This is a genomic window from Sporomusa sp. 246TCP1 (assembly GCF_057319775.1).
Window position 1 is genome coordinate 751,705 of record NZ_CM170492.1, and the last position, 14,878, is coordinate 766,582.

At 44.0% G+C, this 14,878-nt stretch carries 10 protein-coding genes and 1 other annotated feature (1 of these 11 cut by a window edge); of the genes, 8 read left to right on the forward strand and 2 right to left on the reverse strand.

All coding sequences use genetic code 11. The features are described 5' to 3' along the window. Positions 1-149 precede the first annotated feature (149 nt). The 8 genes from nuoE (at position 150) to AC1ECB_RS03615 (ending at position 11,007) form a co-directional block, all read left to right on the forward strand. Complete coding sequence (nuoE, locus tag AC1ECB_RS03580) at positions 150-686, forward strand: NADH-quinone oxidoreductase subunit NuoE (RefSeq protein ID WP_021167189.1); 537 nt, start codon at positions 150-152, stop codon at positions 684-686. Then, complete coding sequence (locus tag AC1ECB_RS03585; protein WP_485667495.1) at positions 676-2,430, forward strand: NADH-ubiquinone oxidoreductase-F iron-sulfur binding region domain-containing protein; 1,755 nt, start codon at positions 676-678, stop codon at positions 2,428-2,430. The genes nuoE and AC1ECB_RS03585 overlap by 11 nt, the downstream gene beginning before the upstream one ends. Positions 2,431-2,446: 16 nt before the next feature. After that, positions 2,447-5,965, forward strand: a complete 3,519-nt coding sequence (locus tag AC1ECB_RS03590) for an FAD-dependent oxidoreductase (protein ID WP_485667496.1) — start codon at positions 2,447-2,449, stop codon at positions 5,963-5,965. A gap of 109 nt (positions 5,966-6,074) precedes the next feature. Further along, on the forward strand, positions 6,075-6,680 hold the full coding sequence (pabA, locus tag AC1ECB_RS03595; protein ID WP_485667497.1) for an aminodeoxychorismate/anthranilate synthase component II: 606 nt from the start codon (positions 6,075-6,077) through the stop codon (positions 6,678-6,680). Further along, positions 6,677-8,083 (forward strand): aminodeoxychorismate synthase component I, encoded by a 1,407-nt coding sequence (pabB, locus tag AC1ECB_RS03600; protein ID WP_485667498.1) that lies wholly within the window; start codon positions 6,677-6,679, stop codon positions 8,081-8,083. Before pabA ends, pabB begins: the two co-directional genes overlap by 4 nt. A 20-nt stretch (positions 8,084-8,103) precedes the next feature. Then, positions 8,104-8,952, forward strand: a complete 849-nt coding sequence (locus AC1ECB_RS03605; RefSeq protein ID WP_485667499.1) for an aminotransferase class IV — start codon at positions 8,104-8,106, stop codon at positions 8,950-8,952. A 4-nt stretch (positions 8,953-8,956) separates the two neighbouring features. Beyond that, entirely contained in the window at positions 8,957-9,754 is a 798-nt protein-coding gene (gene fdhD / locus AC1ECB_RS03610) for a formate dehydrogenase accessory sulfurtransferase FdhD (protein ID WP_485667500.1), read from the forward strand. Positions 9,755-9,792: 38 nt separating this feature from the next. Then, complete coding sequence (locus tag AC1ECB_RS03615) at positions 9,793-11,007, forward strand: molybdopterin molybdotransferase MoeA (RefSeq protein WP_485667501.1); 1,215 nt, start codon at positions 9,793-9,795, stop codon at positions 11,005-11,007. Positions 11,008-11,121: 114 nt separating this feature from the next. On the opposite strand, the gene mobB is transcribed toward AC1ECB_RS03615, so the two are convergent. After that, positions 11,122-11,616, reverse strand: a complete 495-nt coding sequence (gene mobB, locus AC1ECB_RS03620) for a molybdopterin-guanine dinucleotide biosynthesis protein B (RefSeq protein ID WP_485667502.1) — start codon at positions 11,614-11,616, stop codon at positions 11,122-11,124. A 306-nt stretch (positions 11,617-11,922) separates the two neighbouring features. Then, positions 11,923-14,601, reverse strand: a complete 2,679-nt coding sequence (gene fdhF, locus AC1ECB_RS03625; protein ID WP_485669271.1) for a formate dehydrogenase subunit alpha — start codon at positions 14,599-14,601, stop codon at positions 11,923-11,925. Positions 14,602-14,843: 242 nt separating this feature from the next. Continuing rightward, positions 14,844-14,878 (forward strand) — a binding site (T-box leader); it runs 195 nt beyond the window's last position.

Genomic DNA, 14,878 nt, shown 5'->3' on the forward strand with positions numbered 1-14,878 from the left:
GAAAATATATACTTTAGGTTTTCAGACGAAGCCGTTTCCTAGTAGTGGGGTCAGCTGAAACCAGCTGACCTCACTAACTATTTATCTTATATTGTATATACAACTAAATATGAGGCGTAAGATACTGGGAATTACGAGGAGGTAGAATTATGTGTAATTCGTGCGAAAAAGAGCTCGAAACAAAATTTCCCGCCGATAAAATAGATTTGACATTGCTCGAACCCGTATTCAAAGAATATGCGGGTAAAGCCGGCAGTATTATCGGGATACTGCAAAAAACTCAGGAAATCTACGGATATTTGCCATTAGCCGCATTGCAGGCAATAGCAGATAATACTGATAATAAACGGGCCAAGATTTATGGGATAGCGACCTTTTATTCGCAATTCAGGTTAAATCCTGTCGGCAAATATGTTATCCTGCAGTGTCAGGGTACAGCCTGCCATGTACTTGGTTCCAAGGCGATAGGCAGTGCTATTTGCGATGAACTCGGGATTACTCCCGGCCAAACAACTGCTGATGGACTATTTACCCTGGAGGATGTTGCTTGTTTAGGGTGCTGCAGCTTGGCACCGGTAATTATGATCAATGGTGAAGCTTATGGCAAACTTACGCCAACCAGCGTAAGAAAGATTTTACAGGATATAGCAGAAGCCGAGAAAGGCGGTGTTGTAAGTGAAGGTTAGAGTAGGTCTTGGCAGTTGCGGCATTGCTGCCGGCGGTCGTAAAGTAATGGACAGACTGGCCCAAGAAATTAAAAATCATGGTAAAGAAATTGAACTGTTGCCAACAGGCTGTATTGGCATGTGCTTTTATGAACCGATTGTCGATGTATTTGATGGTGACAAGGTATATAGTTATGCTAACGTAACTGCCGATATGGCTACAGAAATATTCAACAGTCATATCATTGGTGGACAACCTCTTACTCAATATATTGTATCCACAACAGAAAAACCATATGCCATATTAGCCAAACAAGTGCGGATTGCGTTAAGAAATTGTGGAGTAATAGATCCGGAAAATGTGGATGAATATAAGGCAAATGATGGCTACAAAGCGTTGTCGAAAGCACTTAAAGAGATGACTCCGGAAGAAGTTATTGAAGAAATCAAGGTAGCAGGTTTGCGTGGCCGTGGCGGCGCAGGTTTCCCGACCTGGTTCAAATGGAATGCAGCCAGACAATCAAAAGGCGAAATCAAATATGTAGTATGTAACGCCGACGAGGGAGATCCCGGAGCGTTCATGGATCGCAGCGTACTGGAAGGTGACCCGCATGCTCTTTTAGAAGGCATGGCTATTTGCGGTTATGCAATTGGTGCCAATGAAGGTCACATCTATTGCCGGGCTGAATATCCTCTGGCAATAAAAAGATTGGAAATTGCGATTGCTGATGCCAAACAGCGCAACTTGTTGGGCAAAAACATTATGGGGACCAACTTCTCCTTTGATATGAAAATTAAAAAAGGAGCCGGAGCTTTTGTCTGCGGCGAAGAAACAGCATTGATTGCGTCGCTGGAAGGCGAGCGGGGCATGCCGCGTCTTAAACCGCCGTTCCCGGCCCAGTCTGGTTTCTGGGGAAAACCTACCAATATTAATAACGTTGAAACCTTTGCCAATGTTCCTTGGATCATGTATAATGGCGGCAGTGCCTATGCAGCCTATGGCACCGAGAAAAGCAAAGGCACTAAAGTATTTGCACTTGCCGGAAAAATCAAAAATGGCGGTTTGGTTGAAGTACCGATGGGGATGTCACTGCGGGAAGTTATTTATGATATCGGTGGTGGTATTCTCAACGACAGGGAATTTAAAGCAGTACAGATGGGTGGACCATCCGGCGGTTGTATACCCAAACAATTACTGGATACTCCTGTTGATTACGATTCGATCAATAAAACCGGCGCTATCATGGGTTCCGGCGGTATGATCGTTATGGATGAAACTACCTGTATGGTTGACATGGCAAGATTCTTCCTGGATTTTACCGTCAAAGAGTCTTGTGGTAAATGTATCTACTGCCGTATCGGCACGAAACGAATGCTGGAAATTCTGGAAAGAATCACCGCAGGCGAAGGCCGTGAAGGTGATATTGAAGAATTAGAAGAACTGTCTATTAGCATAAAAGACGGGTCATTATGTGGTCTTGGTCAAACAGCGCCCAATCCGGTATTAACAACTATCCGTTATTTCCGGGATGAATATGAAGCCCATATCAGAGATAAGAAATGTCCGGCTAAGTCTTGCAAGCCATTATTAACATACACTATCAATCAAGATAACTGTAAGGGATGTACTTTATGTGCTCAAAAATGTCCTGTACAAGCTATTACCGGCGAAAAGAAAAAACCACATGTTATTGATCAGGCATTGTGCACCAAATGTGGAAACTGTGCGAGCGTTTGTCGATTAGACGCAGTTTGTGTCGAGTAGAAGGGAGTGGTGAATAATGAGCAAAATTAGTATAAATATAAATGGCCGTGAGATAGTTGTGTCGGCAGGACAAACAATTCTACAGGCCGCTGCTGAACATGGAATAGAAATACCGCATTTATGTCATGATGAAAGAATCCAGCCATATGGCGCATGTGGACTTTGTGTGGTAGAAGTGGAAGGAAGCCCTAAACTCGTCCGTTCTTGTGCAACTTCTGTGCAAAACGGTCAGGTTATTAGAACAGATACCAGCAGAACAGTTGTAGCTCGGAAAACTGCCTTGCAATTATTAGCCTCAGACCATCGTGGTGACTGCAGACCGCCATGTATGCTGGCATGTCCGGCGCAAACCGATTGCCAGGGTTATGTTGGCCTTATTGCTAATGGACAGTATGAAGAAGCGTTAAAACTCATTAAAGATAAAATGCCGATTCCGGCCAGTATTGGGAAAATTTGTCCACATCCTTGTGAAACAGCATGCCGGCGCGAATTGGTGGAAGAACCAATTTCTATTGCTCAATTAAAGAGCTTTGTTGCTGAGGTCGACCTCAATGGAAACCAATATCAGCCGCCGATGAAGCCGGCGACTGGTAAAAAAGTCGCCGTTGTGGGTGCTGGTCCTGCTGGACTCACTGCTGCTTATTTTCTTGCGCGTGATGGCCATAAGGTCGTAATTTATGAAGCTATGCCTCATCCCGGTGGTATGCTGCGTTACGGTATTCCGCAATACCGGTTAGACAAAGCTTTGCTTGATGCTGAAGTGGCGCTAATGACGAAAATGGGCATAGAGATTATTTATAATACCAAGATTGGCGATGATGTCAGTCTGGATTATCTGCATGACAACTATGATGCTGTATTCCTGGGAATTGGCTCCTGGCAGAGTCAGGGACTGCGTTGCAAAGGTGAAGACATGGAAGGCGTTCTTGGCGGCATAGATTTTCTGCGGGAAGTCACCATGAATAACAATATTACCTTAGGCGGCAAAGTATTGGTAGTGGGCGGCGGTAACACCGCTATGGACGTGGCCCGTACTTCAAAGCGGCTGGGTGCTGAAGAAGTAACCATTATCTACCGCAGAACCATTGATGAAATGCCGGCTGAAAAAATCGAAATTCATGAAGCCCAGGAAGAAGGCGTTAAATTCCAGTTGCTGGTGGCGCCGGTCGAAGTATTGGGTGAAAATGGTCAGGCCAAAGCCTTAAAATGTGAAATTATGCGGTTAGGTGAACCGGATGCTTCCGGTCGGAGAAAACCTGAGCCTACCGGTGAAACTGTTGTATATGAAGCCGATAGAATCATTGCCGCAATCGGTCAAAAAACAGTGATCGGCAATATAAAAGATATAGCTACCGATAAATCCGGTAATATTATTGTCAACGGCGGTGCATTTACTACTAATAAGGACAAAGTATTTGCCGGCGGCGACGCTGTCACTGGTCCGAAGATCGCTATTGATGCTATTGCCCAAGGTAAAAACGCTGCCCAAGTAATTGACAGTTATCTTAACGGCTGCTTGGTACCACATGCCGATAGTCAGTATTTCACTCAAAAGGACATAACTGCAGCTGACTTGGCCGACAGAGCCAAGGCGCCTAGGGTTAGCCTGACAGTGGAAGACGCTGACGTAAGAAACCAGAGCTTCATGCAAGTCGCAAAAACCTTTACTGAAGAAGAAGCTCTGCGCGAAAGCAAGCGTTGTTTGGAATGCGGTTGCCGTGACTACTTCGAATGTCAGCTTATTAAATATATTCAGGATTATGGCGTTAATACGGAAAAAGACAGCCAGGTTGAATGCCACAAAACAACTGAATTTGATAATCATCCATTCATCGAGCGTAATCCGGACAAATGCGTATTATGCGGTTTGTGTGTCCGTGTTTGTGAAGAGGTTGTTGGTGCAACTGCCATTGGCCTGGTAGGCCGCGGTTTTGATTCAGTTATTATGCCGGAATTTAAACTGCCGCTGAGTGAGACAGCTTGTATATCTTGTGGTCAGTGTGTCGATGTCTGCCCGACTGGTGCCTGTATGGAAAAACAAGTCAGCTATAAGCAAATACCGGCCAATATGGACAGCATGGCCTCGGTTTGCGGCTACTGCGGCGTAGGCTGCAACGTTAATATAGAGTATAAAGGTGACGTTGTATTCCGTGTTACTCCAGACAGGGTTAACGACGATGGCTGGTTGTGTCAGCGCGGTAAATTCGGTCTTGGTTATGCTAATGATAAAGCCCGACTGACAGCACCGGTTATCAAACGTAACGGACAGTATGTCAAAGTAGACTGGAACGAAGCCAATTTGGAAGTGGTTAAACGTCTGCAGGCCGTTGTCGCTGCTTATGGTAAAGACAGTGTTGGTGTAGTCGTATCTCCGCGGCTAACCAATGAAGAATTGTTCTTGGCTGGAAAGCTTGCTGATGCCGTAAATACAACCATTAAGACTTCATACAGTGTCGATGGTGGCAGTGGTCTGGGTTCTGTACTAGGATATGATGCCTCCACAAATAGTTATGCCGAACTTGATAATAGCGACTTTGTGTTAACTTTAGGCAATGTTAAAGAAAACCATCCAGTACTGGATTTCAAAATCAGACTGTCAGGTGTTTGTAGCGTAGCTTGGCCTCAATCACTGGCAAATACTGCAGATATGAAGGTATTCCTTAAGGCGCTGCTGAACTTGGGTGTGGATGAGAACAAAGTAGCTGAAAAAACCGAAGGTTTTGCCGAATTAAAAGCATCGCTGGCTGATGTTAAGGTCAGTGAAGAAATACAGGCTTTGGCCCAAAAATATGCGAAAGCAGCAAAACCACTCATTGTAATTGATGAGGACACTGTCAGTGCAGAAGCGGTAAAACTAATGGCTTATGCGGCAGTGTTAACTGGTAAAATTGGTGCTGCATATCGTGGAATTATACTTGTAAGAACCAAAAACAATACGCAGGGTGCAGTTGACATGGGCTTTGTGATGCCAGTCAGCGCTGTAGCTCAGGGTATTGAAAGCGGTAAAATTAAGGCATTGGTGGTTATTGGCGAGGATCCGGCCGCATATCCGCAAGAATTTGCCTTATTGCAAAAACTGTCCTTCCTGGTTGTTTATGACATGTTCATGACCAAGACAGCAACTGCCGCTGATATGGTAGTTCCACTGGTAAGCAGTGCTGAAGTAAATGGCACTTACACCCGGAGCGACCGTCGCATCCAGGCAGTGCGTGCGGCAATTCAACCTAAAACGGGTAAAGCTACGCTGCAAATATTGATTGAAACCCTAGATAGCTTAGGCATTAAATATGATACTATTGCTGATGTCAGAGCAGCAATTGCCAGTGAAGTTTCCAATTATGCCGGCATGGACGCAGCCGATTTTGGGGCAATGGTTTACTGGCCGAACAACAAAAATGTTTTATATACTGATGGTTTCGCAACTGAGGGGCAAAAGGCAATTCTTGCCGCAGTTGGTAATGTTCCAGTATTCGTAGAAAAGAAAAAGTATGATTCTGTGGAAATGTATTTTGCAAATGGTAAGCAGAGTTTGTAGTACTGCTAATTCAAACAGAAATGGGTCAGGGTTCGCCCTGGCCCATTTCATTATGAGATAGTAAATTTAGTAGTAATTCTGGTATAATAATGCCGAGGAGGAATGGCAGATGATACTAATGATCGACAACTATGATTCTTTTGTCTATAACCTCGTTCAATACCTTGGCGAACTGGGAGAAGATGTTCGGGTTTTTCGTAATGATAAAGTTACTATTCCTCAGATCAAAGAGTTGTCGCCAGACCATATTATTATTTCACCTGGCCCTTGTACACCGAATGAAGCTGGAGTTAGTCTTGAACTTATTGATCATTTTAAGGGTGAAATTCCGATTCTTGGCGTATGTCTTGGACATCAGGCTATTGGACAGGCATTTGGCGGTGATGTAATTCGGGCACCACGATTGATGCACGGTAAGACCTCACTTATCTATCATGATGGCAAAGGCGTTTTTAGCGGCATAAAAAGTCCGCTGACAGCTACTCGTTATCATTCGCTAATTGTAAAAAAAGAGTCTCTGCCTGATTGCTTTGCTATTACTGCCGAAACCGAATTAGGCGAAATTATGGGTATTCGTCATAAACAATTTGCGATTGAAGGTGTACAATTCCATCCTGAGTCTATTCTTACCGAAAATGGACATGCCATGTTACTTAACTTCCTCGCTTCAAACCCAAACTGGACAAGCCAGAGAAAGGGGCCAGCCGGTAAATGAAACCGACACCAATTATTCGTGAAATAACTCTTACTTTATCGCCTGCTGAGGTGTTTGTGCTATTTGCACAGCAGCCTTATAGTGTATTTTTAGACAGTGGCAAGGACATTCATGGTATGGGGCGTTATTCCTTTATTGCCCGTGACCCATTTCTGGTGTTCTCAAGTAAAGGACAGACAATACACATTGAGAAAAAGGGCAGCGACCGCACTTTTGCGGGTAATCCTTTTGCTGAGTTAAAGCGGTTGCTTGCAATATATAAAACCAAAAAGGTCTCCGGGTTACCACCCTTAACAGGTGGAATTATCGGCTATTTTGGTTATGATATGGGCTATTTACTGGAAACTATTCCGGATTTTAGTATAGATGACCTAAATAATCCTGATTGTATGTTAGGCTTTTATGATACTGTACTGATTTTTGATCACCATACTAATAAGGCTTATGTTGCCGCTAATGGTTTTCCGGAGCAGGATGAACTGCTCCGGCAGCAGCATGCAGAGAGTCGTATTGAAGAGTTAACGGCACTAGTTGCTCAGGCTAAACCTTTACCTGTGCCTGAGCCGCAAGTGCCTGAGGGTGATTATCAATCTAACTTTACCCGTGAGGGCCACTGTGCAATGGTACAAAAGGGCATCGACTATATTGCCGCTGGCGATATTTTTCAAGTTAACCTGACTCAGCGATTTAAGGCCAAGGTAACGGTTCCGCCTTATGAGTTATACCGGTATTTGCGGCATATTAACCCGGCGCCCTTTGCTTCCTATTTGAATTTTGGCGAAGTAATTGTGGCCAGTTCTTCGCCGGAACGCTACTTGTTAGTTACTGGTAACCGGGTAGAGACCAGGCCAATTAAAGGTACAAGACCGCGGGGCAAAGATCCTGAGGCTGATCGGTTATTGCGCGAAGAACTGCTTGCCAGTGAGAAAGATCGAGCCGAATTAGTTATGATTATCGACCTTGAGCGCAATGATTTGGGGAGAGTATGTGAATTTGGCAGTGTCCGTGTGCCTGATTTAATCAGGTTGGAAGAGTATGCGACAGTATTTCATTTGGTGTCGACAGTAGTCGGCAAACTATCTGAAGGCAAAAATATTGTTGATTTACTTATGGCCTCTTTTCCCGGAGGTTCTATTACCGGCGCACCAAAAGTACGCGCGATGGAAATTATTGATGAGCTTGAGACAGTACGTCGCAGCATTTATACTGGATCTATTGGTTATATTGATTTTAACGGCGATGCGGATTTAAATATTGTTATTCGGACTTTTGTTATTAAAGGTGAGTATGCGTACTATCAGGTGGGTGGCGGCATAATAGCCGATTCTATACCAGAGCTTGAGTATGAAGAAAGTTTGGATAAGGCACGGGCACTTATGCGGTCATTAGGTTATCAGGTCTAACGCGAAAGGCGGCTGATAGAATGATTATTTATTTCAATGGACGGCTTATTTCAGCCGACGAATATGCTGTTTCTCCCTTAGACCATGCATTTCTTTATGGACATGGTTTATTTGAAACTATGCGCGTCTATAATGGCAGGGTGTTTAGATTAAAAGAACATTTAGATCGCCTGAAAGATGCAGCAGATTACTTATTGTGGCCGACACTTCCTTCGCACGCTGAACTCAAGGCGGCTATTACGAGCGTGCTAAACGAGAATCAGCTAACAGATGCTTCAGTACGTCTGACTGTATCAAGAGGAAGCGGCAACCCGCGGCCTGACCCTGGCAGTTGCGGTCAACCGGCAATAATTTTGTTTGCCTTGCCGCTGCCGGCGCCGCTGCCGCCAGAGGGTTGGAGCATAGCTACGGTTACGCTACAGCGCAACTTATCTTCGCCCCTGGTAAGGATAAAGTCAGCTAACTATCTTGACAATATTCTGGCTAAAAATGAGGCCAAAGCGCGGGGGGCTCAGGAAGCCCTTATGCTCAATACTGCCGGTTTTGTAGCCGAAGGTTCAATGAGTAATCTGTTTTTTGTTACCGCAGGCAGGTTGATTACACCAGATGAAAATAGTGGGATCTTACCTGGCATTACCCGGAATTGTATTATTGAAATGGCACAGGCTTCAGGAATGCCTGTAGAAGTAAGGCCAGTTAAACCTGAAGAGCTAGCCGAGGCTGATGAAATATTTTTAACAAGTTCTATTATGGAAGTGATTCCGGTAAAGATGCTTGACGACCGCCCAATTGGCAGACAGCAAATTGGGCCTGGCTGTTTTACGGCCAGGTTAAAGGAATTGTACCGGGAACGTACCCAAAAGGAGTGAGCTTATGGATGCACTCAAAGGAACGAGTAATTATCCAGTTATTAAAATTCGTGGACAGGAGATTATCAAGACAGAGGAACCGGTTGTCGAAGAAATACCGCTTACGATCTATTTGAATGACAAGGAACTTGTTACCATGTTAGCTGCCGCTGGTGAGGAAAATTATTTGGTGGTAGGTTTTCTGGCTACAGAGGGTATTATCCAGGCGGTTGATGATATCAAAACTCTTGCTATTGATACAGATAAAGGTGTCATACATGTTACCACAACTTCAGGTCAGATTGCCGCCGAAAAGATGTTTTTAAAACGGTATCTGACTGCTTGCTGTGGTAAAGGGCGCAGTGCCTTTTATTTTGTGAATGATATTTTGACCGCGAAGACAGTGGCGACAGATTTAACAATTACACCTGGCGAGGCTATGCACTATTCCAAATTATTAGAGGCAGCGTCGGAAACTTTTCGCCTCACCGGCGGTGTGCATGGAGGTGCGTTGGCCGCTGGTGGAGAGTTGATTTGTTGGAGTCAAGATATTGGGCGGCACAACGTTTTTGACAAGTTGTATGGTCGTTGTCTAATGGAAGGAATTAGTACTCAGGATAAAGTGTTGGTTTTTTCCGGACGGGTATCCTCAGAGATATTGCTTAAAGTCAGTAAAATGAATATCTCGGTCCTTATTGCTCGCTCAGCTCCTACCACTTTGGCCCTTGATATGGCTGAAGAACTTGGTGTAACGGTTATTGGCTTTGCGCGGGGTGAACGTTTAAACGTATATAGCCATCCGGAACGAGTCAGAGGAATTTAGCAGGTTAATTCGTGAAAAATAAAGGAGGAAATAATCTAGTGTCAGTAAAACTGGAGATTGCTCAGGAAATTTTATTAAATTTAGTTACAGTAATGCCCAAGGAACGAGTGGCATTACAAGAATGCTGGCAACGTATCTTAGGAGAAACAGTAACCTCTGACATGGACTTTCCACCGTTTAATCGCTCGCCGCTGGATGGTTATGCTATGATTGCCGAGGAAGTGACTACTGCATCTTCCGAAAATCCAGTAATGCTCAAGCAAATTGACTATATTCCGGCAGGCGGAAACCCTAGTAAAACTATTAGTGCCGGAACAACCAGTCGCATCATGACAGGTGCACCTATACCGCCTGGAGCTACCGGCGTAATTCGTTTAGAGGACACGATTGTAAATGGCGATAGTGTCAGTATTTTAGATGGCAGAAGCCTAGAAAAAAACATATGTTTAAAGGGAGATGAAATATTTCAGGGGGAAGAGGTTGTTGCCCAGGGGACGATCATAAATGCCGGGGTAATGGGGATGTTAGCCGTCCTCGGTAAAAGCCAGCCCTATGTTTTTCGTAAACCACGAGTAGCACTTATTGCTACAGGTAGTGAGATTATACCTATTGATTATCCCCTCGCACCAGGTAAAATTCGTAACTCCAATAGTTATATGCTTAGTGCGCAAGTAGCTGAAGCAGGTGGACAGGCAGTATTCTTAGGTAACGCTTCCGATAATATTGATGAAATTGCGCATTTATTAGAAAGTGCCTCCGACTGTGATGTATTTGTAACTACCGGCGGTGCTTCGGTAGGGGATTACGATCTTATTGGTGAAGTATACAAAAAATTAGGCGTTACCTTGCTGTTTGATAGAGTGAGCATGAAACCTGGAATGCCTGTGTTAGCCGGGGTTCGTGATGGAAAACTCTTTCTGGGCTTATCAGGTAACCCGGCGGCAGCAGCAATTTCTTTTGAACAATTGGGGCGTCCTATGCTTATGAAAATGGCCGGGCGTAAGGTGTGGTGGCGACCGAGAATTAAAGGCATATTGGCTTCTCCTTTTAAGAAAAAGACAGGTGACAAACGTTTTGTTTGGGCACGGTGCTGGCAGGCTGATACAGATATTTTAGTTGAACCATCACGTGCTCAAGGTAATGGTATGTTAAAATCGGCTATGGCCGCCAACGCGCTGATTGTTATTCCGGAGAATTCGCCGCCACTAAGGGTAGGTACCGAGGTTGAGATTATCTTATTGGCAGATGTTTAAAGGGAAAGAGAATATCTTCGTAGAAAGAAACAGCCGCTTAAAATTATTCATTCTAAGCGGTTTTGAGTCATATTCCTCCTGTATCTTGAATTTATCTAGCATACGAGTCAGGATTTATTTATTTTTTTGCATGAGTTCTTTTTCCAAGAAATCAGCCATAGGAGCAGGATCATTTACTGAAAAATGAGGAATATCATCATAGATAGTTGTATCAGAAGCTATTGCCAGTAATTCTTCTTTTGAGCATAGCGGGCTTTCACAGGCTTCTTTGCGGAATACTTCAATCCTAAGCTTACTTTCTCGCTTGTAGCCTTCTGTAAAGATAATATCGACCCCATTAATATGGGCGGCTACTTCTTCAAGCAGTAATTCTTTGTTTACTTTTTTTATCATTGCCATTTTTTCTGGTGAGGAGATGCAAACAATATCGGCCCCTGCTTGCGCATGACGCCAGGTATCTTTACCAGGCTTGTCAATGTCAAAACCATGAACATCATGCTTTATTGTGGCAATCTTGTAGCCACGCAGTTTTATTTCGCGAATTAATTTTTCCAAATAGGTAGTTTTACCACAGTCAGACCGTCCCACAATTGATATTACTGGAATCATTGTATTAATTACCTCTTTTCTTTATCTAATCGCATATACAGGTTCCATTATAAATGCAGGATGAATCTTAGTGCAAGTAGTTGTCAAAAAATAGCATACAAATGTGATTTGTATGCTGAAGTAGTCGATGGAATGCAATGTGTGAAAAGGAAAAGGTATTCATAGGTTTGGTTTTGGGCTATGGGGTTAGGTTTGTAAAACCACAAAGAACCTTAGTGTGTTTTGCGTACTTTGCGGTAATAATAGCCTCTGCTATAAAAAAATCTGTGGCACTTAGCTAAGTGCCACAGATTTTATGTTTTACTACTAATTAAGCTTCTCGACTTTGACTGCACATACTTTATATTCGTAGGTTTTGGTTATTTTGTCTAAGTTACCACTGGTAAGTTCATTGGTTGGGGTTGCGAGATAGTGGAAGGACATCCAGATAACTCCCGGCAGTACACGGTCTGTAATCCACGCTTTGGTTTGTACTTTGCCGCGGCGTGAGGACACACTAATGATTTCTTGATCCTGGATTCCCAGACGTTTTGCGTCATCAGGATGCAGCATGGCTTGCTCTTCAGAACGGAAGTCAGTCAGTGTTTTTGAGTAACCAGGGGTAGTTATGTTGTAGTGATAAAGAATTCGGCCAGTGCTTAGCAGGAACGGATACTCAGAATCTGGTTCTTCGCCAGGCGGTTGGTGGTCAATAGCCTTAAAGTTGGCTATACCGCAAGTGAATTTGCCATTGGCATGCAGATACTGGGTACCAGGATGGTTTTTGTCCGGAACCGGCCATTGTAGACCCTTTTCTTCCAGACGATCATAGGAGACACCCGCGAAACTTGGGGTGAGAGAAGCTATTTCATCCATGATTTCACTCGCATCATTGTAGGACATCGAATAGCCCATCCGTGTAGACAAATCGACTAAAATTTTCCAGTCTGCACGACTGTTGCCGATCGGGTTGATGGCTTGGCGAACTCGTTGAATGCGACGTTCTGTATTGGTAAAGGTGCCGTCTTTTTCAGCAAAGGAAGCTCCTGGTAAAACAACATCAGCTAACTTGGCTGTTTCCGTGAGAAACAGATTTTGTACAACAAGGAAATCCAGATTCTTGAGTCCTTTGCGTACATGATTAGCATCGCCGTCAGTTAGCACCGGATCTTCGCCCATAACATACATGGCTTTGAGTTCGCCGCTAACGGCTTTATCGAACATATCTGGAATCATGAGTCCCACTTTGTTCGATAGTTTAACTCCCCATGCTTTTTCAAATTTATCTTGAACCTCTGGGAGATTGACTTTCTGATAGCCTGTATAAACATTCGGCAAAGCACCCATATCACAGGCACCTTGTACGTTGTTTTGGCCACGCATCGGATTTACACCGGTATTAGGTTTGCCAATGTTACCTGTCAGTAAGGTAAGGTTGGCTAAACTCATAACGTTATCTGTACCGCATACGTGTTCGGTTATTCCCAGGGTATAAAAAATCTGTGCTGTTTCAGCAGTACCATAGATTTTAGCCGCTTCATGCAGTAAATCTTTTGGTACGCCGGTGATGTTTTCAACATATTCGGGGGTATATTTTTCAACTGTTTCAGCAACTTGCTCATACCCGTTGGTGCAGGATTCAATAAAGGCTTTATCCTGCCAGCCGGACTTGATAATGATGCGCATAATGCCGTTAATTAATGCAATATCAGTACCTGGTTTCAAACGCAGCCAAACATGGGCTTTGCCAGCCAGCTCGGTTTTTCGCGGATCAACTACTACGAGTTTAGCACCGTTGCGAAGGGCTTGCCGCATTTTTGCGCCAATGACAGGGTGGGCTTCGGTTGGGTTAGCTCCAATTACAAATAAAACTTTACTGTGGGGAATTTCATTAATAGAGTTAGTCATTGCTCCAGAGCCGAATGAAGTGGCCAGACCGGCCACAGTGGGAGCGTGTCAAGTACGGGCGCAATGATCGACATTGTTGGTACCGATCGCTGCGCGCATAAATTTTTGCATGATATAGTTATCTTCATTAACACATCTGGCAGAACTAAGTGCTCCTATCGCGTCGCCACCATAGGTAGTTTTTATTTCACCAAATTTGCTGGCAATTAGATCAAGTGCTTCATCCCAGCTTGCCTCAACAAATTCGCCGTCTTTCTTAATCAATGGTGTGGTAAGGCGTTCAGGGCTGTGGATATAGTCAGTACCGAAACGTCCTTTAACGCAGGTAAGACGACCATTAACCGGACTGCTTAGATTGGAGGTAACGCCAATGACCTTATCGTCTTTTACATTTAGATCGAAGTTACAGCCTACACCGCAGAAGGGGCAGGTTGTTTTAACTTTTTTATCAGGCAAGCCAGCATGATGCATAGGCTTTTCGGTCAAAGCACCTACTGGGCAAGCCGATATACAGGTTCCGCAAAATAAGCAATTCGCCGAATCAATCATGGGTTCGTCAAAAGCTGGTGCTATCTTGGTATCAAACCCACGGTTTGTCCATTCAAGGTTATCGCAGCATTGTACTTCCCGGCAAACACGGACACAACGTCCGCAAAGAATACATTTGTTATTATCCCGAATAATGAAGGGATTGCTGTCATCAACAGCATATTTACGGCGAGCGCCCTCAAAACGAACTTCGCGGATACCGAATTGGTTTGCCAATGACTGCAACTCACAATTCAGGTTGCTCTGACAGGACAGACAATCTTGTGGATGGTTAGCAAGCATAAGCTCAACTACACTTTTGCGTGCTTCACGGATGGTTGCCGAGTTGGTGCGTACAACCAGCCCTTCAGATACCGGATAGGTGCAGGCGGTAACCAGTCCTTTGGCTCCTTCCACTTCTACGACACAGACGCGGCAGGCCCCTTCAGGGGTTAAATCAGCAAGATGGCATAATGTAGGAATAGTAATTCCCGCTTGCTGGGCAGCCTCTAAGACAGTGCTTCCTTTGGCAATTTCGATGACTTGTCCATCAATAGTAAGTTTTACCATTAACTGTGTTCACACTCCTTGTGATAGTATAGAAACTACTAGGGAAAACGGATAATAAGAACATAATATTTTTAATATTCAATAATGAACTTCAACATTATAATTAATTTTCCTTCTTTTTAGAAAAAAATTTGTACTAAGTTTCACAAAAGATTTAACTTAGGCTGAGCACTTATAAAATGAACCGGTTAAAACTTGACACTGTCCACTGTGATAGGTATAATAAGGTCAATTATATATGATGAATAGTGATGAACGGAAGAGTACGCTAATGCGA

Coding starts and splice junctions, on each gene's coding strand:
- nuoE (WP_021167189.1), top strand. CDS start 150: ATGTGTAATTCGTGCGAAAAAGAGCTCGAAACAAAATTTCCCGCCGAT.
- AC1ECB_RS03590 (WP_485667496.1), top strand. CDS start 2,447: ATGAGCAAAATTAGTATAAATATAAATGGCCGTGAGATAGTTGTGTCG.
- pabA (WP_485667497.1), top strand. CDS start 6,075: ATGATACTAATGATCGACAACTATGATTCTTTTGTCTATAACCTCGTT.
- pabB (WP_485667498.1), top strand. CDS start 6,677: ATGAAACCGACACCAATTATTCGTGAAATAACTCTTACTTTATCGCCT.
- AC1ECB_RS03605 (WP_485667499.1), top strand. CDS start 8,104: ATGATTATTTATTTCAATGGACGGCTTATTTCAGCCGACGAATATGCT.
- fdhD (WP_485667500.1), top strand. CDS start 8,957: ATGGATGCACTCAAAGGAACGAGTAATTATCCAGTTATTAAAATTCGT.
- mobB (WP_485667502.1), bottom strand. CDS start 11,616: ATGATTCCAGTAATATCAATTGTGGGACGGTCTGACTGTGGTAAAACT.